The sequence below is a fragment of the Actinomadura livida genome (assembly GCF_014648675.1).
Lineage (GTDB): Bacteria > Actinomycetota > Actinomycetes > Streptosporangiales > Streptosporangiaceae > Spirillospora > Spirillospora livida.
Genome location: NZ_BMRO01000006.1, coordinates 37,202 through 57,578, shown reverse-complemented (window position 1 = coordinate 57,578; position 20,377 = coordinate 37,202). Strand labels below are relative to the sequence as shown.

The following is a 20,377-nucleotide window of genomic DNA, read 5'->3' as shown; positions in this document are numbered from 1 at the left end:
GGCCGCCAGCCCCGCCGCCGTCCCGTTCGGACCGTCCGCCCCGGCGGGCGCGGCGGCGGCGACGTTGTCCAGGAGGGTGCCCTCGAACAGGTCGGCGTCGTGCTCGGCGACCACGACGGCCCGGCGGACGGCGGCGGGGGCGAGCTCGCGCAGCGGCGTCCCGTCGAGCTCGATCGTCCCGGAGTCGGGGTCGGCGGACCGGCCGAGCAGGCGCAGCAGCGCGGTCGCCGCCGCGGGCGACGTGGCCGCGACCCCGAGCAGCTCGCCCGGTGCGACGTCCAGGTCCAGGCCGCGCAGCGCGTCGCCGTACCGGACGCCGCGCAGCCGCAGCGCGCCCCGCACGGGCCGCGGCGGCTCGCCGTCCCCGTCGGCGACGGCGGGCGGCGCCCCCAGCACCGAGGCGACGCGGGCGGCGGACGCGCGGCCCTGCGCGAACTCGCCGTTCGCCCACGACAGGATCGACAGCGGCCCCAGCAGGAACTGCGCCAATCCCACGGCGGTGACCAGCTGGCCGACGGTGATGTCGCCGGAGATGGCGAGCCGTCCGCCGACCAGCGCGACGACCGCGATGAACACCCCGGTCAGCGTGAGCATGCCGCCGTCGTGCCACGCCTGCGCGCGGGCGGCCCGCACGGTCGCGGCCAGCGAGTCGCGGCTGGTGCGCCGGTACCGCGCCACGGCCGCCCGCTCCGCGCCGATGCCCTTGAGGACCCGGAGGCCGGCGAGCAGGTCCGCGGCCACGCCGGACGCGTGGGCGGCGCGCTCCTGCTCGGCGCCGCTGCGCCGCTCCAGCGGCTTGCCGATCACGTGCGCGAGCCCGAGCAGGGGCGGGATGCCCAGCAGGACGAGCAGCCCCAGCGGCACCGACATCCACAGCAGCGCGACGCCGCCCGCCACCAGGCCCGCCAGCGCCGCGGTCCCGGCCGCCATCGCGACGTGCACGCCGCCGGCCCGCTTGGTGTCGCCGGTCGCGATGTTCACCAGCTCGCCCGGCAGCCGCCCCGTCTCGGCGCCGCCGCGCGGGTCGAGGGTGCGCCGGGTCAGCTCCAGCCGCAGCTCGTGCGCGGCCTGCTCGGACGCCCGCTCGGCGAGGCGGAAGCTGAACCGGTAGCTGTAGGAGAGCCCGGCGAAGACCGCGCCCAGCACGGCGAGCCACCGGACGAGGGCGCCGGCGTCCCCCGGCAGGATCGCCTTGTCGATCACCACCCCGATCACCACGGGCACCAGCACCTCGCCCGCCTGGTGCCCGGCGGCCAGCACGGCGCCGCCGGCGGCGAGCCGCCACTGGCCGGTGATCACCCGCCGCACGACGTCACGACCGCGCACCGGCGCTCCTCCGTTCCTCGCCCCGGACGGCGTCCGCGGGGTCGCTCACGCAGCAGGTCGGGCAGATGCCCTGGCCCAAAGTCACCCAGAGGCAGCAGGTGCGGCGCCGCAGGTCCGGGAGCCCGGGCAGCTCGACCAGACCGGCCACCGGCCCGCCGACCGACTCCAGCAGCGTCCGCGCGCCGTCGCCGGGGTCGTCCAGCAGGTCGGCGCCGAACGTGACGAGGGGATGGACCAGCGCCTCGGCCACCGACCCCCACAGCCCGCGCCGCCCCGCGCGGGTGAGCACGTGCAGGGCCTCGATCACCGGCGCGTGCAGGTCGCGCAGGAGCGAGTCGGCGATGACCGCGCCGAGTTCGGGGACGTCCCCGGTGGCGACACGGGGCTCGCGCATCGCGACGAGCATGCCGGGATCGGCCTCCGGGATGCTCAGCATCGCGGTCTCGGCGGTCAGCATCGGCACGCGCCGGTTCAGCGCCCAGCCCAGCGCGACCGGCAGCGTGGTCCAGTACGAGAAGTTCTTCCACCACAGCGCGGCGGCGACGTGCGGCGGGGCCTGCCAGCGCCGTTCCGCCTCCGCGATCAGGGCGCCGAGCCGCTCGCGCGGCCGTGCCGCCAGGTCGGCGACGGGGAACCAGCCGCCGCCGGTGGGCCGCAGGCCGGGCGCGACGCCCAGCGGACCGTCGGTGTCGGCGGCGGCGCGCAGCCGCGCGCCCAGCGGCTCCAGCGCCTCCTCGGCGGACCGCCCGACGGCGACCGCCCCTGCCCGGGTTCTGTTCACGAGAGCTCCGCGATAGGCAAATAAGGCAAGGCTAACCTAAAGCATCGCTCCTGCCGAGGGTCCCGGGGGCGGCTCGGGAGGCCACCGGATGATCACCCCGGTGGCCGCCTATCAACCTATTGAATATAACCAATAGGTGTCTTAGGTTGGTGCGCGATGAGCTCCGGACGGAGGAAGAATGGCTGAAATCAGCGTCGCCATGGCCGCGAGCCACGCGCCCGGTCTCACCGGCTGGTTCGACAAGGCGCCCGAGGCCGACAAGCGGACCGTGCGCGCCGCCTACGCCGAGATCCGCGACGCCCTCGTGGAGTCCCGCACCGACGTGCTGCTGATCATCGCCAACGACCACATCGCGAACTCGAAGGTGTCCGACTACCCGGACTTCACGTTCGGCATGGCCGAGCGGCACCGCGGCCCGGACGAGTGGTTCAAGCCCTGGCTGCGCGTCCCGGACTACGAGATCCCCGGCCGCCCGGACGTGGCGGACGTCCTCTACCAGAGCGTCAAGGACCTCGCCCCCCGCGTGCGCGCCGTCCCCGAGAACCTGCGCTACGACGACAACATCTCCGTGCCGGTCACCATGGCCGAGGTCGCCTCGACGGGCATCGCGGTCGTCCCGCTGCTGCAGAACTGCACCGTCCCGCCCGTCCCGGACGAACGGGTCTGCTACTCGCTCGGCCAGGCCATCGGCGACGCCGTCCGCGACCGCCTGCCCGACGGGCTGCGGGTCGGGCTGCTCGGCTCGGGCGGCCTGTCCCACGAGCCGGGCGGGCCGCGCTACCTGGAGATCGACGAGAAGTTCGACCGCTGGTGGCTGGACCTCCTGGTCGACGGCGACCACGAGCGGGTCCTGTCGGAGGCCACGTTCGAGGCCATGGAGCGGGCGGGCTCCGGCGGCACCGCCGAGCTGCTGTCCTGGATCGTCGTGATGGGCGCGATCGGCCCGCGTCCGTGCCGGAACCTGGGCTACGCCGCCGTCGACCAGTGGCGCTGCGGGTTCGGCGCCGTCCGCTGGGAGCTGCCATGACACCGGCGACCGGGCGGACGGACGGGCCGGAGTCGGCACTGCGGCACTTCGACCCGCGGCTCCGGGCCAACGACCTCGTGCAGGACCTCAAGTGGGACCCCGCGCTGCGGGCCCGCTTCGAGTCGGACGAGCAGGCGGCGCTGGACGCCTACCCGCTCACCGCGGCGGAGCGCGCCGCGATCCGCGACCGCGACTTCCGCCGGCTGTTCGAGCTCGGCCTGCACCCCTACCTGCTCGCCCAGCTCGCCCGGCTGGTCTACGGCACGGGCGAGAAGGCCGGCACCTCCGGCGCGGCGACCGCGCTGATCAGGTCGCTGCTGGGGGACCGGTACGACGCCTACATGGCGGAGCGCGGTGAGTAGCACCCCGCCCGTCGTCGACGTCCACACCCACGCGATGCCGATGCCGCTGCTGCGCGAGCTGGAGCGCCGGGGGCTCGCCGACCTGTCCCGGAGCGCGGAACGGGTGCTGCTCCTCGACCCGGACCTGTGCGGACTCGCGCCCGGGGCGCCCGTCCCGCTCGCGCCCGAGCAGCACGACATGGAGCGCCGCCTGGCCGCCATGACCGCGATGGGGGTGGACCACCAGGCCGTGGCCGCCCCGCCGTTCGTGTTCGCCTCCGAGTCCGGCGACGACCGGCTCGTGCTGGAGGTGACGCGGCTCGTCAACGACGCGCTCGCCGAGTTCGCCGCCGGTTCGGGCGGGCGCCTGTCCGCCCTGGCCACCGTGCCGGTCGGGCACCCCGGCGCGGTGCCGGAGCTGGTCCGCTGCCTGGACGATTTCGGGATGGCCGGCGCGACCATCGGCACGTTCGGCGGCGGCCGCGAGCTCGACGACCCGGTCAACGAGGACCTGTGGCGGGAACTCGCCGCGCGGCGCTGCTTCACGCTGCTGCACCCGAGCCGCGTCTCGTCCCGCGACCGGCTGGCGGACTACCACCTGGTCCAGCTGCTCGGCTACCCGATGGAGACGGCGCTGGCCACGGCTCGGCTGATCTTCGGCGGCGTCCTCGACCGGCACGACCTCGTCCTCTGCCTGGCGCACGGCGGCGGGTGCCTGCCCGCCGCCGGCGGCCGCCTCGACCTCGGCTGGCGCCGCAAGCCGGTCGCGCGGGTGACGAGCCGCACGCCGAGCGACTACCTGCGCAGGCTCCGCTACGACACGGCGGTGTTCGACCCGGGGGTCCTCGGCCGGCTGGTCGAGGACGTGACGGCCGCGCACGTCCTCCTCGGCACCGACGCCCCCTTCGACCTCGCCGACGACGACCCCGTGGGAACCGTCCGGGCGCTCGGCGTCGACGCCGAGCGGCAGGCCGCCATCCTCGGCGGCAACGCCGCTCGGCTCCTCGGCGTCCGGGTGGTCCCCGCGGCCCGCAACGGCCCGGCCGCGCCGCCCGGGCCGCTCTCCACCACCGTTGAAGGACGTACATCATGAGCACCGACAGGGCGGCGGCCGAGCTGCCCCGGCTCTCGCTGGCCGAGGCCGTCGCCAAGCGGATCGAGGCGCGCATCGCGGAGGAGGCGCTGCCGGCCGGGCACCGCCTCGGCACCCGCGACAGCCTGCGCCGCGAGTTCGACGTGGCCGCCGCGACGTTCAACGAGACGGTCCGGCTGCTGGCCGCGCGCGGCACGGTCTCGGTCCGGCCGGGCGTCAAGGGCGGGATCTTCGTCGCGTCCCCGCCGCCGCTGGTGCGGCTGGGCCGCAAGATGCTCGAACTCACCGGGGACTCGGTGTCGGTCTCCGACTGCCTGGTGGTGCGGGACGCACTGGAGCCGCTGCTCGCGCGGGAGGCCATGCGGCACCGCACCGACGCCGACATCGCCGACCTGCGGCGGCTGGCCGGCGGGCTGGCGGCGGCGCGCGGGTCGGCGGACCCCTTCGGCCGCCTCGCCGCCAACTGGGCGCTGCACCGCAGGATCGCGGAGATCACCCCCAACAAGGTCCTCCAGCACACCTACATCTCCCTGCTGGAGTTCGTGGAGAACCGGCTCCGCGGCGTCACGCCCGACGAGCCGGACGAGGAGGGCCCGCACACGGGGGGCGGCTCATCACCCGACGGGGTCGCCGTCCACCGGGAACTGGTGGAGGCCATCGCGGGCGGCGACCCCCGGCGGCTGTCCGCGGCCGTCGCGGCGCACGCCGCCCTGACCGCCTCCCGGAGGGGCGGGGCATGAGCGGTCCGCGGACGGCCCTGGTCGTCATCGACATGCAGAACGACTACTGCCACCCCGACGGCGTGTTCGCGGCGGCCGGGCTCCGCGTCACCGGCCTGGACGAGCTGGTCGGGAACGTCAACACGCTCGCCGCCGCCGCCCGCTCCGCCGGCGGCCCGGTCATCTGGGTGCGGATGGAATGGGCCGAGGACACCGACGTGGGGCTGCTCGCCGAGCGGAGCCCCTTCCTGCGCAAGGAGGGCCTCAGGCGCGGGACCTGGGGCTGCGAGCTGGTCTCCGGCCTGGACCGCGAGCCCGGCGACCACGAGGTCGTCAAGCCCCGCTTCGACGCGTTCCACCGCACCGGGCTGGCGGACCTGCTGCGCGACCTCGGCGCCGGCGCGCTCGTGGTGGCGGGCGTGCGCACCGACTTCTGCGTCGAGTCGACCGTCCGGTCGGCGTTCTTCCGCGACCTGCGGGTGGTCGTGCCGCGGGAGGCCGTCGCGGGGTACTTCGAGGACCTGCACCTGAACAGCCTGCGGCTGATGGGCACCGTCTTCGCCGAGGTCACGGCCCTCGGCGACGCGGCCGCCGCGTTCGGCCGGACGAGGGGAGACCGCTGATGCCGCTGATCGAGGTCAGCCTGGTCGAGGGCCGTCCGCCGGAGCAGCTTCGCGCGCTCATCAGCGGGCTGACGGACGCTGCGGAGGCCGCCGTCGGCGCGCCCCGCGCCAGTATCCGCGTCATCCTCCGGGAGGTGCCCGCGGCGCACTGGGCCGCCGGGGACGTGACGATCGAGGAACGCGACGAGGAGCAGCGATGGACCTGATCCCGCATGTCATCGACGGCCGCGAGACCGAGTCCCGCGAGAGCCTCCCCACCGTCGACCCGTACACCCGGCGGCCCTGGGCGCGGGTCGCGCTCGGCGGGAAGGATGAGGCGGGGCGGGCGGTCACCGCCGCCCGGCGCGCCTTCGACGAGGGCCCCTGGCCGCGGATGGGGTTCGCCGAACGGGGCGCGGTCCTGCACCGGCTGGCCGACCTCATCGAGGCCAACCTGGACGACCTCGCGATGGCCGACACCACCGACATGGGCAAGCCCATCGCCGACACGCGCTCGAAGGACGTGCCGCGGTCGGCGGCCAACTTCCGCTTCTTCGCCGACCACGCGCGGCTGTCGTCCGCCGAGACCCTGCCGATGGACAGCGGCCACCACGCCTACACCCGGTACGAGCCCGCCGGCGTCGTCGCCGCCATCGCGCCGTGGAACTTCCCGCTGATGCTGGAGACGTGGAAGGTCGCCCCCGCGCTGGCGTGGGGGAACACGGTGGTGCTGAAGCCCGCCGAGCAGACCCCCGCGTCGGCGACCCTGCTGGCGAGGCTGGCGCTGGAGGCCGGGATGCCGCCCGGCGTGCTGAACGTCGTGCACGGCTTCGGGCCGGGCTCGGTGGGCGAGGCGCTGACCGCCGACCCGCGCGTGGACCGCATCACCTTCACCGGCGAGTCGGCCACCGGACGCGCCATCGCCGCCGCCGCGGCGGCGAACCTCACCCCGGTGAGCTTCGAGCTGGGCGGCAAGGGCGCCAACCTGGTGTTCGCCGACGCCGACCTCGACCTCGCCGTCTCCTGGTCGGTGAAGGCCATCTTCGGCAACGCGGGCCAGGTGTGCCTGGCCGGAAGCCGCCTGTTCGTCCAGCGGGAGGTCTTCGACCCGTTCCTGGAGCGCTTCGTCGCCGCCGCCGAGGCCCTGGTGCCCGGCGACCCGAAGGACCCCGCGACGCAGCTGGGCCCGCTGTCCTCCGCCGAGCACTACGCGAAGGTGAAGGGCTACATCGACGGGGTCCCCGGTGACGGAGGCAAGATCGTCACCGGGGGCGTGGCGGACGAGGGGCTGTTCGTGCGGCCGACCGTCGTCCTCGACGCGCCGCCGGACGCGCGGGTGCGCCGCGAGGAGATCTTCGGCCCGGTGGTCACCGTCACGCCCTTCGGCGCCGAGGACGAGGCCGTCGCCGCGGCCAACGACACGCGGTACGGCCTGAACGCCATGGTGTTCACCGAGAACCTCTCCCGGGCGCACCGCGTCTCGGCCGCGCTGCGGGCCGGCACCGTGTGGACGAACTGCTTCTTCGTCCGCGACCTGCGCGCGCCGTTCGGCGGGGCCGGCGACTCCGGCATCGGCCGTGAGGGCGGCACCTACAGCCGCGAGTTCTTCACCGAGCCGAAGGCCGCCGTCATGGCGATCTGAGCCCGCGCCCCATGGATCCCGCGGCGGCGGGAAGGGGGATCATGTGGAACCGCTCATGACCTTCGGCCACGGCGTCGCCGGGCGCGCGGAGCTGGCGCCCCTGCTGCGGGGCGCCGGGGTGCGGCGGGTGGTGGACGTGCGCACCGCGCCGGGCAGCCGCCGCAACCCCGACGCGCGGCGCGACGACCTGGCGGAGTGGCTGCCCGCCGCGGGGATCGGGTACCGGTGGGAGCGGCGGCTCGGCGGCTTCCGCCGGGCGGCGCCGGACTCGCCTGACACGTTCTGGCGCAACGCCTCCTTCCGCGGGTACGCCGGGCACACCCGCGACCCGGAGTTCCTGGCCGCCATGGACGACCTGCTGGACGAGGCCGGGGAGGACCGCACGGCCGTCATGTGCAGCGAGTCGGTGTGGTGGCGCTGCCACCGCCGGCTCATCGCCGACTTCGCGGTGCTCGCCCGCGGCCGGGCCGTGCTGCACCTCGCCCACGACGGCCGCCTCACCGAGCATCCGCCCACGTCCGGGGCGCGCCTGCGGGACGACGGGCTCCTCGTCTACGACGGGGCCGACCCGTCATGACGGCCGGCGCGGCGCCTTCGGAAAGGGGATATCGGAAGGCGGACGTCCGGGCGCAGGGGAGCGGCCGAACGCGCACGGGCGGCCGCGGCCGTGACCCCGGACCCGTACGCCGCGTCCTCGGTGAGCCGCAGGACGGTGTAGCGGACCGGGTCGACCGCCGGCCGCTCCCGCAGCCACTCCAGCGCGACCGGCGCCAGCATCGCCGCGGCGGCGGCGCGGGCCGGGCGGCTGCGCGGGGCGGCGGCCAGGGCGAGCAGCCCGAGCGGCCACCATTCGCGGCGCAGCGCGTGCCCGACGGCGGCGGCGTCGGCGACGACGCCCTTGCCGACCAGGGAGACGGCCAGGCTCCGGCCGCCGGGCAGCCGCGACAGCCGCCGGGCGAGCAGCGCCGCCGACACGCCCGCGCACGCGGCGGCCGCACCCGGGCGCCCTCGCGCGAGCAGACCGAGGACGGCGAGGTTCCACGCCGACGGGCGGGCGGGGGCGAGCCTGCCGGGATGCCGCCGGGCCAGGTCGGCGGCGGACGTGCCGTACTCGTGGCGCCGCCGCGCCCAGTCCAGCGGGCGCAGCCGCCCGCTGTGCGTGACGTGGGCGGCGGGCTCGTACCGGACGTGCCACCCGCGGTCGCCGAGCCGCCACACGAAGTCGACGTCCTCGCCCAGCCGCAGTTCCTCGTCGAAGGCGTTCCCCTCTACCGCTGAGACGCGCACCAGCAGCGTCGCGGTGGGCACGAACCCCAGCCTTCCGCCGGGGCGGACGAGCGCGGGCCGGGCGCCCATGTCCAGGGACGAGCGGGCGGCCTCGTAGCGGGCCAGCAGCGCGGAGCCGCCGCCCGGGACATGGGCGTCCGGCAGCACCCGCGGGGCGACGGCGGCGACGCGGGGATCGTCGAAGTGCGGGACGAGCACGTCGAGCCACCCGTCCCCGGGGCGGCAGTCGGAGTCCACGAACGCGGCGAACGGCGTCTCCACCAGGCGGAGCCCGGTGTTGCGCGCGGCGGCCGGACCCCGGTTGCGGGGATGCCGGACCAGCCGTGCCCCGTGCGCCTCCGCAGCGCGGCGCAGCGGACCGGGGTCGGGCGAGCAGTCGTCCACGACGATCACCGGCACGCCCTTGACGGCCGCCAGGCATCGCTCCAGCTCGTCCGCCCGCCCGAAGGCCGGGACGACGACCGTCACGTCGTGCGGCCCGGGACGCGGGGCCGGGACCGGGTGCGCCATGCCGAGATCGAGGAGGCGGCGGGCCAGCGCCCGCCCGACGGGCGAGGAGTCCGCCAGCCCCCGCGCGCCCGCGCGGCGCAGCGCAGCCAGGTGCGGGCCGGCGGTGTCGGCGAGCCGCACCACCTTCCAGGGGGAGCCGCCGGTGGCCACCCGGCCGCCCGACCAGAAGGAGGTGTCCCGGTCCAGCGCGACGGCGAAGTCGGCGGGGAGCTTCATGGCCGGGCCTCCGTGGCAGCCGCCCGAGGTTCGAGGAGGCGGCCGCGGCCGTCCACCCGCCAGCCGCCGATCCGGCGCGCGGCGGCCGCCACCATGGCCGCCAGGATCTCGCGGCCGTGCTCACCGGACGCCCCCGCCGGGTCGCCGAGCACCCCCGACGGCGACACGGCGCGCACGCCCCGCGCGACCAGCTCCGGCATGATCGCGGCGAGCGGGCGGGTCTCGCCGGTGACCGCGTGGAACGGCCGCACCAGGCCGGGGGCCAGGTGCAGCATCACGGACGTCTCGGTGAACCCGGCGTGCGCGTCGCCGTCCGGGACGCCGCAGCCCACCCACGCGGTGTCGTGGCCCTCGCCGCGCAGCCGGGCGACCGCGGCGTCGAGCGTGGCGACGTTGCCGCCGTGCCCGTTGACCAGGGCGACGCGTCCCGCCCACCCCGCGAGCGAGCGCACGGTCTCCACGATCACGGCGTGCAGCGCCTCGTGGCCGATCGAGACGGTCCCGGGGAACCCGGCGTGCTCGCCGCTGGCGCCGTAGGCGATCGCCGGCGCGACGAGCACCGGGCGGGCCGTCCCCTCATCCCGGCGGGCGTCGCGCAGGACGCCGGCCGCCCGCGCGGCGACGGCCTCGGCGATCACCGTGTCGGTGGACAGCGGCAGATGCGGCCCGTGCTGCTCGGTCGACCCGGCCGGCACCAGGACCAGCGCCCCTTCGCCGACGTCCGGCCAGGCAGCCCCGCCCAGGCCCCCGCCCGGATCATCGTCCCCGGCACCCGCCACGTCAGTCCTCGGACCCGCCGCCCAGCGTGAGCCGGAAGTCACGCGGAACGACGAGGTCGTCCGGGGACAGGTCGCGGACGCCGGCGTGCCCCAGGCCGAGGACGGCGGAGTCGAGGCCGCTGCGCAGGATGTCCAGGACGTTCTCCACCCCGGCCTCCCCGTTCGCGGCCAGGCCCCACAGGGAGGCGCGGCCGATGAGCACGGCCCGCGCCCCCAGGGCGAGCGCCTTGGCGACGTCGCCGCCGCGCCGCACGCCGCCGTCGAGCAGCACCTCGACCTGGTCGCCGACCGCGTCCGCGATGGACGGCAGGACGCGGATCGTGGCGGGCGTCGTGTCCAGGTTGTTGCCGCCGTGGTTCGACACCGACAGCGCCGTCACCCCGGCGTCGACGGCCCGCTTCGCGTCGTCGACGCGCGTGACGCCCTTGAGCATGAACGGACCGCCCCACTCCTTGCGCAGCCACGCCACGTCCTCCCAGGTGGGCGGCGGCGTCTGCATCCACTCCCCGTAGGCGCCGAAGAAGGTGGGGGCGGGCCCGTTCGGCGGCTTCAGGTTGGGGGTGGTCAGGTCGGGCAGCCGCCCCGACTTCGCGAAGCGCCACAGCCAGCCGGGGTAGGGCAGGACGCCCGGCGCCAGCTTCGCCACCGTCTTCGCGTCGATCTTCTCCGGGATCGTGGGGCTGCCCCAGTCGCGGCCGTGGGAGAACGACCAGTCGAGCGTGGCGATGAGCGCCTTGGCGCCCGCCGCCTTCGCGCGCTCCATGCGCTGCACCATCGCGTCGCGGTCGCCGCTCCAGTACATCTGGAAGAACACGTTCGGGTTGGCGGCGGCGACCTCCTCCACGGGCTTGCTCGCGAACGAGCTGAGGCCCATGATGACGCCCCGGTTGGCGGCGGCCCGCGCCACGGCGACCTCGCCGTCGGGGTGGACGGCCTGGACCCCGGTGGGGGAGATGAGCACCGGGAACGACGACTCCACGCCCATCACGGTGGTGGAGAGGTCGCGCTCCGCCCTGTCACCGGCGGAGCTCCGGCCGACGACGCGGGGCGCGAAGCCGAGTTCGCCGAACGCCGTGATGTTGTCGTCGACCGTCCGGCCGCGCTCCGAGCCCGCGACCAGGGCCCCGTAGACCATGTACGGCAGCCGCCGCTTGGCGCGCCGCTGGGCCTCGGCCACGGTCTCGAACCACGGGTTCCTGAACATGTGGCGATCTCTCCTGCGGTGGTTTCGACCTGGCTTGGGCGGATTAAGGGATCTTCAGGCCGGCGAGGGGGTTCTCCTCGCAGGCGCTCACCGGCGGGCGTTCGGGCGGGCGGCTCATCAGCTGCACCGGGACCGGCCGCCTCCGGGCGGGCGCGGTGCGGTGCGAGTGGTCGGCGGACGGCCGGGGAATCCCCGCACGGTCCTCGGGACGGCCCGCGAGCAGCTTCTCGCCGTGCCCCTGGACGCACTCGGGGTCGGGGCCGTCCAGCGGCAGCCCGGTGAAGAACTTGGCGGCCATGCAGCCGCCCTTGCACGTGTCGTAGAAGGCGCAGGAGCTGCACGCGCCGCCGTTCTGCGGCTGCCGGAGGTCGCGGAACAGCTCCGACTCGCGCCAGATGCCGGTGAAGCCGCCCGACTGCCGGGTGTTGCCCGCGAGGAACTCCTCGTGGATCGCGAACGGGCAGGCGTACACGTCGCCGACCGGGTCGATGAGGCACACCACCCGGCCCGCGCCGCACATGTTCAGGCCCGGCAGGGGCTCCCCGTAGGCGGACAGGTGGAAGAAGGAGTCACCGGTCAGGACGCTGTCGCCGTGGGCGACGAGCCAGTCGTACAGCTCGCGCTGCTGACCGCTCGTGGGGTGCAGCTCGTCCCACACGTCGGCGCCGCGGCCGGACGGGCGCAGCCGGGTCAGCCGGAGCTGGGCGCCGTACTCGTCGGCGAGCGCCTTGAACGCGTCCATCTGCGGGATGTTGTGCCGGGTGCACACGACCGACAGCTTGAAGTTCTTCATCCCGGCGTCCGCGAGGTTGCGCATCGCGCGGACGGCGGTGTCGTAGGAGCCGGGACCGCGCAGCGCGTCGTTGACCTCGGCGGTCGCGCCGTCCAGCGAGATCTGCACGTCGACGTAGTCGTTGGCCGCGAGCCTGGCCGCCGCCTCCGGGGTGATCCGGACGCCGTTCGTGGAGAACTTCACGCCCACGTGGTGCGCGGTGGCGTAGTCGAGCAGCTCCCAGAAGTCGGGACGCACGGTCGGCTCGCCGCCGCCGATGTTGACGTAGAAGACCTGCATGGCCTCCAGTTCGTCGATGACGGCCTTGGCCTCGTCCGTGCTCAGCTCGCGCGGGTCGCGGCGCCCCGAGCTGGACAGGCAGTGCGCGCACGACAGGTTGCAGGCGTAGGTGAGTTCCCAGGTCAGGCAGATCGGCGCGTCGAGCCCGCGCTCGAACAGGTCGACCAGCCGCGTCCCCTTGGCGGGGGCGGCCGTCGCAGGGATGGTCATGGGGTCCTTTCGACGAGCATCGAGGACCGGACGAGCGTGCCGAGCGCCGCGCGGTACCGGGCCAGGTCCGACTCCGGGACGCCGGCCGCCGCGCAGGCGTCCCGGGCGGTCCGCGCGTCGCCCAGGGAGCGGACGACGTCGAGGAGCCGGCGGTCCTTGAGGAACGACAGCTTGCGCGTGCCGAAGTGGTAGAGCAGCGCGCCGAAGGGCTCGGGCCGCACCGAGACCTGCGGATGCAGGTCCCAGGCGCGGTCGAGGTCGATGCCCTGCATCGGCTAGTAGACGCCGCACATGCCGTCGATCGAGACCTCCTCGATCAGGGACTCGGCCACGTCGGCTTCCCGGGCGGCGTCGTCCGCCTGGTCCGCCACCTGGTTCTCCGGCGCGTTGGTGTCCATCAGGGCCTCCTTGTCCGACTTGGCACGGATCCTAAAGGCATCGAGTGCCAAAAGATAGGGTCCGGTCATGGTTCCGCGTGCCGACGTGCTCGTCGTGGGGGCGGGCGGCAGCGGCGCCGCCCTGGCCGCGAGGCTCAGCGAGGACCCCGGCCGCAGGGTCGTCGTCGCGGAGGCCGGGCCGGTGCCGCGCGCCCCGGCGGAGTTCCCGGCGGACCTGCTGGACGCCCGCCTTGTGCCCGGCGCCCGGCAGGGGAGCGCCGCCGTCCGGATGCTCCCCGCCGTGCTCGCGCCCGGCATGCCCTACATGGCGCCCCGGGGCCGCTTCCTCGGCGGGTCGACCACCGTCAACGGCGGCTACTTCGTCCGGGCGCGGCGCGCGGACTTCGACCGCTGGGCGGCCGCGGCGGGCGACGGCCGCTGGTCCTACGAGCGGGTGCTGCCGCTCCTCCGGGCGCTGGAGACGGACCTCGACTACGGGGACGCCCCCGAGCACGGGGACCGTGGTCCGGTACCGGTGCGCCGGGGCGGCCTGGACCATCCCGCCGCGGCCGCGTTCGAGGCCGCCGCCCGCGAGCTCGGCCACCCGGGCGAGCCGGACAAGAACGCCCAGGACGCGCCCGGGTTCGGCCCGGTGCCGTCGAACACGCGGGACGGCCGCCGCGTCAACACCGGGCTCGCCTACCTGCTCGGCGCGGCGCATCGCCCCAACCTCACCCTGCTCGGCGGCTGCACGGTGCGGTCGCTGGTGATCGACCGCGGCAGGGCCACCGGGGTGGTGGCCGAGTTGGACGGGCGGCGCACCGTCCTGGAGGCGGGGGAGGTCGTCCTGTGCGCGGGAGCCGTCGTCTCACCGCACCTGCTGCACCTTTCGGGGATCGGCCCCGCCGCGGACCTGGAGCGGGGCGGCATCCGGGTCGTGCACGACCTGCCCGCCGTGGGCGCCGCGCTGAGCGACCATCCGCAGGTGGTCGTGGAGTGGGCGCCCCGGCGGCGGCTGCCCGGACCGTCCGGCTCGTGGCTGGGCGGGGCGCTGCATCTGTCGTCCTCCGGCTCCCGCGGCGCGGGCGATCTGGAGATCCTCCAGTCCCTGGTGCCGATGGCGGGCCTGGTCGCGGGGACGACCACGGCCCCCGGCGCGCCCCTGCCCTTCTTCGCCTCGGTGCAGGCACCGCGCAGGACCGGCGGCCTGCGGAGCCTGTCGGCCGATCCCGAGGTTCCGCCGCGCGTCGAGTACGGGTACCTGGAGACCGCGGCCGACCGGCGCCGGATGCGCGAGGCGGTGCGGGCGGCGGCGGCCGTGGTGGCGACCGCCGCGTTCGCCGAGGTGGCCCAGGAGCTCGCCGAACCGGACGCGAGGACCCTGGACGACGACCATGCCCTCGACCGCTGGATACGCGCACGGCTCGGAACGTCCCAGCACACCTGCGGCACCGTCCCGATGGGGGCCGCCGTCGACGGCCGCGGCGGCGTGCGCGGGCTGGAGGGGCTCCGGGTGGCCGACACCTCGATCCTGCCGACGGCCCCGCTGCGCGGCCCGGCCGCCACGGCCGTGCTCATCGGCGAGGTCGTCGCCCGCGCCATGAACGCGCAGGACGCCTGAGCGGGCAGGAGGAGCGGCCCGTCAGGACGCGGGCGCCGTGTCGTCCAAGACCGCCGCGAGCCCGTCGCCCAGATGCCGGATCGCCTCGTCCAGCAGGTCGGACAGCGCCGTCCGGTCCCCGCCCTCCAGCCAGTGCTCGTAGGCGGAGACCGCGGCGGCGAGGACGAGGTGCCCGGTCAGCCGGGGGACCGGCGCCGACGCGGGGGCACCGGTCCGCGCCGCCACGAACTCGGTGATGATCATCCGCCAGGACGCGTAGCGCAGGGTGGCGTCCGCCTGGAGGGTCGGCACCCGCAGGATGAGCTCCATGCGCTGCCGGTGCCAGGGCACCTCCTGCGGATCGAAGCGGTTGAACCCGACCACGGCCCGGCGCACCGCGTCCATCGTCGGCGTGCCCGGACCGGCCTCGTCCAGCAGCGCGCGCAGCCTGCGCAGCTGCCCTTCGAAGTCGCCCCAGACCAGGTCGTTCTTGGACGGGAAGTAGCGGAAGAACGTCCGGCGTGCGATCCCCGCCGCCGCCGCGATGTCGTCCACCGTCGTCTCGTCGAAGCCCCGCCGGGCGAACAGCTCGAAGGCGCGCCGCTCCAGGACGGCCGGCGACGTCGCGCGCGGCCGGCCCATCATCCGCCGGACACCGGCATCCGAGCTCACGCGCCCCAGCCTGCCACGATCGGCGCCGTCATGGCCGGTCGTGCGGACGCCTCCCGGCGGCGGCCGCTCGGCGCACCGGCCGGTCGGGCCGCGCGCTTTACATTTTTTCCAATACAACCTATAAAAACAGGGAACACTGGATAAAAGCCGGAGCCTTGGCGGCCGGGAGCAGGGAGGGCGCATGGACGGCGAGGCACTGTCCGCGGCGCTGGAGCGCGAGCACCGCGAGATCGACGAAGGGATCGAGTCCTTCACCGCCGCTCTGGCGGAGGGCAGGGAGGACAGCGTGCCGCTCAAGCGCGCGTTGGAGGGGCTGCGCCGCCACATCTACCTCGAAGAGGAGTTCCTGTTCCCGCCGTTGCGGGAGGCGGGGCTGATGGCGCCGGTCTTCGTCATGCTGCGCGAGCACGGCGAGCTCTGGCGGACGATGGACCGCCTGGAGGCCGCGACCGCCCGGGGCCCCGCGAATCCCCAGGTGCGGGAGCTGTGCACCGAGTTGCCGGGGCTGCTGGACCGGCACAACTCCAAGGAGGAGCCGATCCTCTACCCGCAGGCCGACGCGGTGCTGGAGCCCGGAGCGATCGACCGCCTCCGGCGCTTCCTCGCCTCCGGCCGGCTGCCCGAGGGATGGGCGTGCCGGCAGGCGCACACCTGACGGCACCTCCGGGACCGGAACGAGAACACGCGGAGGCAGGAATGTCCCATGAGATCGAGGCGGGGCTCGCAGGCGTCCTCATCCTCGCCACGTCGGTGTGGACCGGCGGATTCGCGGCGATCGCCGTCGTGGCGCGGGTCACCGCCCGCACGCTCGCTCCCGGCGACCGGGTCGCGTTCTTCCGCGCCCTCGGCCGCGCCTACGGGGTGATCGGCTCCGCCGCGCTGGCGCTCGCCCTCGGCAGCGGAGCGGTACTGGTCGCCGGGCGGCCCTGGGACGGCGTGCTCGTCGCAGCGGCGCTGGTGGCCGCGGCCCTCGTGCTCACCCTGCTGGCCGGGGTCGTCCAGGCGCGCCGGATGACCCGCCTGCGCCACGGCGCCCTGGCGGAACCCGGCGACGAGCGGCGGGCCGATCTCGTCCGCAGGGGAGCGCGCGGCGCCGGCGTGCTGCGCGCGTTCATCGGCGCGCTGGCCCTCGTCCTCATCGCCCTCGGGGCGGTCATGGCGACCTGACCGCGGAACCGGCCGGTGAGACGTCGGTCTCGTCGCCGAGTCGGGACGACTTGTTGGGATTTATACAAGTAAAATAGTGCAAAATCGGGGCCGGGACCACGGACCTGATCGAGGAGGCCGCAGTGACATATGTGATCGGGGAGCCGTGCATCGACGTCATGGACCGCGCCTGCGTCGAGGAGTGCCCGGTCGACTGCATCTACGAGGGGGAGCGGGCGCTGTACATCCACCCCGACGAGTGCGTCGACTGCGGCGCGTGCGAGCCGGTCTGCCCGGTCGAGGCCATCTACTACGAGGACGACCTGCCGGCGGCGCTGGAGCCGTACAGGGACGACAACGCGCGCTTCTTCAGCGAGACGCTCCCCGGCCGCGACGCGCCGCTGGACACGCCCGGCGGCGCGGCCAAACTCGGCCCCCTCGGCGTGGACACCCCCTTGGTCGCCGCCCATCCGAAGCCCGGCGAGGAGTAGGCCCCGCGGATTTCCCGCGAGCCCTGGAGAAACCTCCGCCGGTCCGCGGGACGTTCGTCCGCCGAGACAGGGCCTTTCGGCCGTCGATCTTGGGGAAGGGACGTCTAGTGTCGAAATGGACTTCGAGCTGGAGGTGACGCCCATGGCGGCTCCGATCATCGTGGGGATCGACGGTTCGACCCACTCCCGGCGGGCCCTGGACTGGGCCGCCGACCACGGCGCCCGCCACCGCCTGCCGCTGCGGCTGGTGCACGCGTCGCGCGCCCTGGAGCCGGGCGGATCGATCCCGGACGACGCGCTGCGCCGGCTGGTCGCCGAGCGGGAGGACATGCTGGCCGAGGCGCGGGACCACGCGCTGAAGCGGCACCCCGGCCTGGACGTCACGACCAGCCTGCTCGACACCGATCCGGGCGGTGCGCTGGTCGACGCGAGTGACGAGGCCGCGCTGGTGGTCGTCGGGTCGCGCGGGCAGGGCGGCTTCGAGGGCCTGCTGTTCGGGTCGGTCGGCCTCCACACCGCCGCCCGGGCCCGGTGCCCGGTGATGGTGGTGACCCGTCCCGCGCCCGACCCGGGCGACGCTCCGGCCAAGATCGTGGTCGGTGTCGAGGGGGAGCCCGGCGACGAGGCGGCCGTCCGCTGGGCCTTCGCGGACGCCGCGGCCCGCGGCGCCGGGGTCGTCGCGCTGCACGCCGCCGGCGGCGAGTTCTCGCCCCGCCGCCGCGTCATCGAGGAGATGGAGCTGTCGGAGGCGGTCGCCGGGATGGGCGAGGACTTCCCGGACGTCGCCGTGCGGCCGCTGGTGTCCGACCGCACCGCGCCGCAGGCGCTGGTCGAGGCGTCGGAGAGCGCCGCGCTGGTCGTGGTCGGCGCCCGCACCCGCAAGAGCCTGATCGGCATGGGGCTCGGGCGCGTCAACCACGTGGTCCTGCACCATTCCCGCTGCCCCGTCGTCCTCGTGCCCACGTCCTGACGCCAGGGGAGCGCCTCCGGTCAGCTTCCCAGCGGGAGCAGGTCGGGCTCGGGCCGGTTCGCCGACACCGGGCCGCCGGCGTCGCCGTCCCCGGCCGGGGACAGGGCGGTCTCCAGTGTCGCCGCCAGCGCCTCCACGGTCTCGGTCAGCAGGGCGACCCGGCGTTCCAGGATCGCCACGCGATGCTCCAGAACGGGGATGGACGGCGCCGCGGACGCGGTGACGATCTGCCTAGGCATCGTGGGAGCTCCTTCGTCTCGTGCCGCGGGCCCGCCGGCGCGGTCCCGCGGTGCGGCCCGCCCCTTCTGCGGGATCTCCGGTCACCACCAGCCTCCTTCGCGCGCGCACGCGCCCGTAGGGACCTTGGTCACCTGCCGCGCGGCCGGAGGGCCCGTTCGCCGCGCCGGTGATAAGCGGCGCCAATGTGGGGACGTTCGTCGTGAGCCCTCTCGAAGAGGAGAACCCGATGTCCGAACCGATCGTCGTCGGCACCGACGGGTCCGGCGAGTCGGACCGTGCCGTGGACTGGGCCGCGGCGGAAGCCGCCCTGCGGGAGCGTCCCCTGCGGATCGTCCACGCCGTGGCGGCCCGGCCCACCAAGACGCCGCTGTTCTCGCCGGCCGAGAAGGCCGAGCGTCTCGCTCGCGTGGGGCAGGCGGTCGTCGACAAGGCCCGCGAGCGGGTCCGCGAGCGGTGGCCGGGCGTCGAGACCGCGACCGCCGTGGTCGCGGAGGAGACGCACGAGGCCCTGCTGCGGCAGGCGGAGGGGGCGTTCGAACTGGTGCTGGGCCGCCGCGGGAGGGGCGGGTTCGCCAGCCTGCTGCTCGGGTCCACGAGCCTGCGGATGGCCTCGCGCAGCACCGTCCCGGTCGTGATCGTGCGCGGGGAGGCGACCGAGCGCGGCGAGGTCGTCGCGGGCATCGACGTGCGCAAGGAAGTCGACGCTGTGCTCGAGTACGCCTTCGAGGCGGCCTCGCTGCGCGGTGCGCGGGTCCGGGTCGTCCACGCGTGGCAGCTGTCCACGACGCTCATCGACGCCGGCTACACCGTCGAGGACGAGGACGCCGGCCCGGAGCTGCGGGAGCGGGTCGCCGCGGCGTGCGAGCCGCTGCAGCGCAGGTACTCGCAGGTGGACGCCGTCGGCGAGGTCGTGCTGGAGCACCCGGTGCAGGCACTCACCAGGCCGTCCCGCGCCGCCCGCCTCCTCGTGGTGGGCGCGCGCGAGCGCCGCCGGGGCGCGCCGCGGCTCGGGTCCACCGGCCACGGCGTCGTCCACCACGCCCAGTGCCCGGTCGCCGTCGTCCCCTCCCGCCGCTGAGGCCCGCCCACCGGCGCGAAGCCCTCACCCGGCGACGACGGATCAGCCGGTCCCCGTGGACGGCTTCCTCGCGACACCGCAGAACGCCGTGACCACCGGCGGGTCTCCCCAGGGCGTCGCCTCGGGACGCCACCGGGACACCGACACGACGCCGGGCTCCAGCAGCTCCAGGCCGTCGAAGTAGGTCGCGAGCTGCTCGGGCGTGCGGAGCTTGTAGGGGTCGCCGGCTTCGGCGCGGGTCCGCTCGGCCTCGGCGGCGGCGCCGGGGTTCACGGCGGCGGTGCCGTCCTCCAGGACCAGGTAGCTGCCGCCGGGAAGCGCGCCGACCAGCCGGTCGCGGATCGCCCGCGCCTGGTCGTCGTCCTCGATGTTGCCGAGGATGCCGAGCATCATCAGCGCGATCGGCCGGTCGAAGTCGAGCGTATGGGCCGCCCGTTCGATGATGTCGCCGGGGTTGCGGACGTCGGCGTCGATGTAGTCGCACTCCCCTTCCGGCGTGCTCGCCAGCAGCGCGCGGGCGTGCAGGAGCACCAGCGGGTCGTTGTCGACGTAGACGATGCGGCACGCCGGGTCGACCCGCTGCGCCACCTCGTGGGTGTTGTCGACGGTGGGCAGGCCGGTGCCGATGTCGAGGAACTGCGTGACGCCCTCCTCGCCCGCCAGGTACCGGACCGCGCGGCCGAGGAAGGCCCGCGAGTGGCGCGCGACGTCCACGATCTCGGGGTACAGCTCGCGCACCTGGTCGCCCACCTGCCGGTCGATGGGGTAGTTGTCCTTGCCGCCCAGCCAGTAGTTCCACACCCTCGCCGAATGCGGAACCCCGGTGTCGAAGCCCGGGTCGGCAGCGGACTGGTTCTCTCCCATGGACGGCGCCCTCCGGCTCGGAAACCCTGCCGGGATTCTTCAATACGGTGCGCCCCTCGGCAACACGGCGAAAACGCCGCGTACCGCCCGGTGTGCACCCGGCCACACGCAATGGGAGATAATCGGGCAC

25 protein-coding genes are annotated in these 20,377 nt (G+C 75.2%); 14 read left to right on the top strand and 11 right to left on the bottom strand.

The annotated features are described in order from the left end of the window. On the bottom strand, positions 1-1,326 hold a 1,326-nt coding region (locus IEZ03_RS15570), incomplete at its 3' end, for an ABC transporter transmembrane domain-containing protein (RefSeq protein WP_229808314.1). Then, complete coding sequence (locus IEZ03_RS15565) at positions 1,313-2,107, bottom strand: hypothetical protein (protein ID WP_184883863.1); 795 nt, start codon at positions 2,105-2,107, stop codon at positions 1,313-1,315. The genes IEZ03_RS15565 and IEZ03_RS15570, both read right to left, overlap by 14 nt. 178 nt (positions 2,108-2,285) lie before the next feature. Between IEZ03_RS15565 and IEZ03_RS15560 the strand changes: the two genes are divergently transcribed. Genes IEZ03_RS15560 through IEZ03_RS15525 form a run of 8 tightly spaced genes read left to right on the top strand, consistent with a single transcriptional unit; the run spans position 2,286 to position 8,108 of the window. After that, positions 2,286-3,134, top strand: coding sequence for a DODA-type extradiol aromatic ring-opening family dioxygenase (locus IEZ03_RS15560; RefSeq protein ID WP_184883865.1), 849 nt, complete (start codon positions 2,286-2,288; stop codon positions 3,132-3,134). Beyond that, positions 3,131-3,496: an extradiol ring-cleavage dioxygenase gene (locus tag IEZ03_RS15555; protein ID WP_184883867.1), complete on the top strand. Its 366-nt coding sequence runs from the start codon at positions 3,131-3,133 to the stop codon at positions 3,494-3,496. Before IEZ03_RS15560 ends, IEZ03_RS15555 begins: the two co-directional genes overlap by 4 nt. Next, complete coding sequence (locus tag IEZ03_RS15550; RefSeq protein ID WP_229808313.1) at positions 3,489-4,568, top strand: amidohydrolase family protein; 1,080 nt, start codon at positions 3,489-3,491, stop codon at positions 4,566-4,568. Before IEZ03_RS15555 ends, IEZ03_RS15550 begins: the two co-directional genes overlap by 8 nt. Further along, positions 4,565-5,308: a FadR/GntR family transcriptional regulator gene (locus IEZ03_RS15545; RefSeq protein ID WP_184883868.1), complete on the top strand. Its 744-nt coding sequence runs from the start codon at positions 4,565-4,567 to the stop codon at positions 5,306-5,308. Before IEZ03_RS15550 ends, IEZ03_RS15545 begins: the two co-directional genes overlap by 4 nt. Then, positions 5,305-5,910, top strand: coding sequence for a cysteine hydrolase family protein (locus IEZ03_RS15540; protein ID WP_184883870.1), 606 nt, complete (start codon positions 5,305-5,307; stop codon positions 5,908-5,910). The genes IEZ03_RS15545 and IEZ03_RS15540 overlap by 4 nt, the downstream gene beginning before the upstream one ends. Then, on the top strand, positions 5,910-6,116 hold the full coding sequence (locus tag IEZ03_RS15535) for a tautomerase family protein (protein ID WP_184883872.1): 207 nt from the start codon (positions 5,910-5,912) through the stop codon (positions 6,114-6,116). Before IEZ03_RS15540 ends, IEZ03_RS15535 begins: the two co-directional genes overlap by 1 nt. Further along, entirely contained in the window at positions 6,107-7,531 is a 1,425-nt protein-coding gene (locus IEZ03_RS15530; protein WP_184883874.1) for an aldehyde dehydrogenase, read from the top strand. Before IEZ03_RS15535 ends, IEZ03_RS15530 begins: the two co-directional genes overlap by 10 nt. A gap of 43 nt (positions 7,532-7,574) precedes the next feature. Continuing rightward, a complete protein-coding gene (locus tag IEZ03_RS15525) occupies positions 7,575-8,108 on the top strand; it encodes a DUF488 domain-containing protein (protein WP_221480695.1) in 534 nt (177 codons plus the stop codon). Here IEZ03_RS15525 and mftF read toward each other — a convergent pair. The 6 genes from mftF to mftA are packed head-to-tail and all read right to left on the bottom strand — an operon-like array spanning position 8,084 to position 13,207. Beyond that, complete coding sequence (gene mftF, locus IEZ03_RS15520) at positions 8,084-9,544, bottom strand: mycofactocin biosynthesis glycosyltransferase MftF (protein ID WP_184883876.1); 1,461 nt, start codon at positions 9,542-9,544, stop codon at positions 8,084-8,086. The genes IEZ03_RS15525 and mftF overlap by 25 nt on opposite strands. After that, positions 9,541-10,323, bottom strand: coding sequence for a mycofactocin biosynthesis peptidyl-dipeptidase MftE (gene mftE / locus IEZ03_RS15515; protein ID WP_229808312.1), 783 nt, complete (start codon positions 10,321-10,323; stop codon positions 9,541-9,543). Before mftE ends, mftF begins: the two co-directional genes overlap by 4 nt. A 1-nt stretch (position 10,324) precedes the next feature. Further along, entirely contained in the window at positions 10,325-11,527 is a 1,203-nt protein-coding gene (gene mftD, locus IEZ03_RS15510; protein WP_184883878.1) for a pre-mycofactocin synthase MftD, read from the bottom strand. Between the two features lie 43 nt (positions 11,528-11,570). Next, complete coding sequence (gene mftC / locus IEZ03_RS15505) at positions 11,571-12,809, bottom strand: mycofactocin radical SAM maturase (protein ID WP_184883880.1); 1,239 nt, start codon at positions 12,807-12,809, stop codon at positions 11,571-11,573. After that, positions 12,806-13,081 (bottom strand): mycofactocin biosynthesis chaperone MftB, encoded by a 276-nt coding sequence (gene mftB, locus IEZ03_RS15500; protein WP_132052151.1) that lies wholly within the window; start codon positions 13,079-13,081, stop codon positions 12,806-12,808. Before mftB ends, mftC begins: the two co-directional genes overlap by 4 nt. A gap of 3 nt (positions 13,082-13,084) precedes the next feature. Next, complete coding sequence (gene mftA / locus IEZ03_RS15495; protein ID WP_184883882.1) at positions 13,085-13,207, bottom strand: mycofactocin precursor MftA; 123 nt, start codon at positions 13,205-13,207, stop codon at positions 13,085-13,087. A gap of 67 nt (positions 13,208-13,274) precedes the next feature. Here mftA and mftG point away from each other — a divergent pair, with 67 nt between their 5' ends. Continuing rightward, on the top strand, positions 13,275-14,807 hold the full coding sequence (mftG, locus tag IEZ03_RS15490) for a mycofactocin dehydrogenase MftG (RefSeq protein WP_184883883.1): 1,533 nt from the start codon (positions 13,275-13,277) through the stop codon (positions 14,805-14,807). Between the two features lie 21 nt (positions 14,808-14,828). On the opposite strand, the gene mftR is transcribed toward mftG, so the two are convergent. Further along, on the bottom strand, positions 14,829-15,458 hold the full coding sequence (gene mftR / locus IEZ03_RS15485; protein WP_229808311.1) for a mycofactocin system transcriptional regulator MftR: 630 nt from the start codon (positions 15,456-15,458) through the stop codon (positions 14,829-14,831). Positions 15,459-15,639: 181 nt separating this feature from the next. Between mftR and IEZ03_RS15480 the strand changes: the two genes are divergently transcribed. The 4 genes from IEZ03_RS15480 (at position 15,640) to IEZ03_RS15465 (ending at position 18,065) form a co-directional block, all read left to right on the top strand. After that, positions 15,640-16,113 carry a hemerythrin domain-containing protein gene (locus tag IEZ03_RS15480; RefSeq protein WP_184883885.1) on the top strand — a complete coding sequence of 158 codons (474 nt, stop codon included), beginning with the start codon at positions 15,640-15,642 and terminating at the stop codon, positions 16,111-16,113. Positions 16,114-16,154: 41 nt separating this feature from the next. Then, positions 16,155-16,625: a hypothetical protein gene (locus IEZ03_RS15475; protein WP_184883887.1), complete on the top strand. Its 471-nt coding sequence runs from the start codon at positions 16,155-16,157 to the stop codon at positions 16,623-16,625. Positions 16,626-16,747: 122 nt separating this feature from the next. Beyond that, positions 16,748-17,095 (top strand): ferredoxin, encoded by a 348-nt coding sequence (fdxA, locus tag IEZ03_RS15470; protein WP_132052161.1) that lies wholly within the window; start codon positions 16,748-16,750, stop codon positions 17,093-17,095. Positions 17,096-17,210: 115 nt separating this feature from the next. After that, positions 17,211-18,065: a universal stress protein gene (locus tag IEZ03_RS15465; RefSeq protein WP_184883889.1), complete on the top strand. Its 855-nt coding sequence runs from the start codon at positions 17,211-17,213 to the stop codon at positions 18,063-18,065. A gap of 20 nt (positions 18,066-18,085) precedes the next feature. Here the strand turns inward: IEZ03_RS15465 and IEZ03_RS15460 are convergent, their stop codons facing one another. Next, entirely contained in the window at positions 18,086-18,304 is a 219-nt protein-coding gene (locus IEZ03_RS15460; RefSeq protein WP_184883891.1) for a hypothetical protein, read from the bottom strand. A 227-nt stretch (positions 18,305-18,531) separates the two neighbouring features. Here IEZ03_RS15460 and IEZ03_RS15455 point away from each other — a divergent pair, with 227 nt between their 5' ends. Next, positions 18,532-19,383, top strand: a complete 852-nt coding sequence (locus tag IEZ03_RS15455; RefSeq protein WP_184883893.1) for a universal stress protein — start codon at positions 18,532-18,534, stop codon at positions 19,381-19,383. A gap of 42 nt (positions 19,384-19,425) precedes the next feature. Here IEZ03_RS15455 and IEZ03_RS15450 read toward each other — a convergent pair whose 3' ends face one another. Beyond that, on the bottom strand, positions 19,426-20,247 hold the full coding sequence (locus tag IEZ03_RS15450; RefSeq protein WP_184883895.1) for an SAM-dependent methyltransferase: 822 nt from the start codon (positions 20,245-20,247) through the stop codon (positions 19,426-19,428). Between the last annotated feature and the right edge of the window lie 130 nt (positions 20,248-20,377).

Coding starts and splice junctions, on each gene's coding strand:
- IEZ03_RS15560 (WP_184883865.1), top strand. CDS start 2,286: ATGGCTGAAATCAGCGTCGCCATGGCCGCGAGCCACGCGCCCGGTCTC.
- IEZ03_RS15555 (WP_184883867.1), top strand. CDS start 3,131: ATGACACCGGCGACCGGGCGGACGGACGGGCCGGAGTCGGCACTGCGG.
- IEZ03_RS15545 (WP_184883868.1), top strand. CDS start 4,565: ATGAGCACCGACAGGGCGGCGGCCGAGCTGCCCCGGCTCTCGCTGGCC.
- IEZ03_RS15540 (WP_184883870.1), top strand. CDS start 5,305: ATGAGCGGTCCGCGGACGGCCCTGGTCGTCATCGACATGCAGAACGAC.
- IEZ03_RS15535 (WP_184883872.1), top strand. CDS start 5,910: ATGCCGCTGATCGAGGTCAGCCTGGTCGAGGGCCGTCCGCCGGAGCAG.
- IEZ03_RS15530 (WP_184883874.1), top strand. CDS start 6,107: ATGGACCTGATCCCGCATGTCATCGACGGCCGCGAGACCGAGTCCCGC.
- mftF (WP_184883876.1), bottom strand. CDS start 9,544: ATGAAGCTCCCCGCCGACTTCGCCGTCGCGCTGGACCGGGACACCTCC.
- mftD (WP_184883878.1), bottom strand. CDS start 11,527: ATGTTCAGGAACCCGTGGTTCGAGACCGTGGCCGAGGCCCAGCGGCGC.
- mftC (WP_184883880.1), bottom strand. CDS start 12,809: ATGACCATCCCTGCGACGGCCGCCCCCGCCAAGGGGACGCGGCTGGTC.
- mftB (WP_132052151.1), bottom strand. CDS start 13,081: ATGCAGGGCATCGACCTCGACCGCGCCTGGGACCTGCATCCGCAGGTC.
- mftA (WP_184883882.1), bottom strand. CDS start 13,207: ATGGACACCAACGCGCCGGAGAACCAGGTGGCGGACCAGGCGGACGAC.
- mftG (WP_184883883.1), top strand. CDS start 13,275: ATGGTTCCGCGTGCCGACGTGCTCGTCGTGGGGGCGGGCGGCAGCGGC.
- IEZ03_RS15480 (WP_184883885.1), top strand. CDS start 15,640: ATGGACGGCGAGGCACTGTCCGCGGCGCTGGAGCGCGAGCACCGCGAG.
- IEZ03_RS15475 (WP_184883887.1), top strand. CDS start 16,155: ATGTCCCATGAGATCGAGGCGGGGCTCGCAGGCGTCCTCATCCTCGCC.
- IEZ03_RS15465 (WP_184883889.1), top strand. CDS start 17,211: ATGGACTTCGAGCTGGAGGTGACGCCCATGGCGGCTCCGATCATCGTG.
- IEZ03_RS15460 (WP_184883891.1), bottom strand. CDS start 18,304: ATGCCTAGGCAGATCGTCACCGCGTCCGCGGCGCCGTCCATCCCCGTT.
- IEZ03_RS15455 (WP_184883893.1), top strand. CDS start 18,532: ATGTCCGAACCGATCGTCGTCGGCACCGACGGGTCCGGCGAGTCGGAC.
- IEZ03_RS15450 (WP_184883895.1), bottom strand. CDS start 20,247: ATGGGAGAGAACCAGTCCGCTGCCGACCCGGGCTTCGACACCGGGGTT.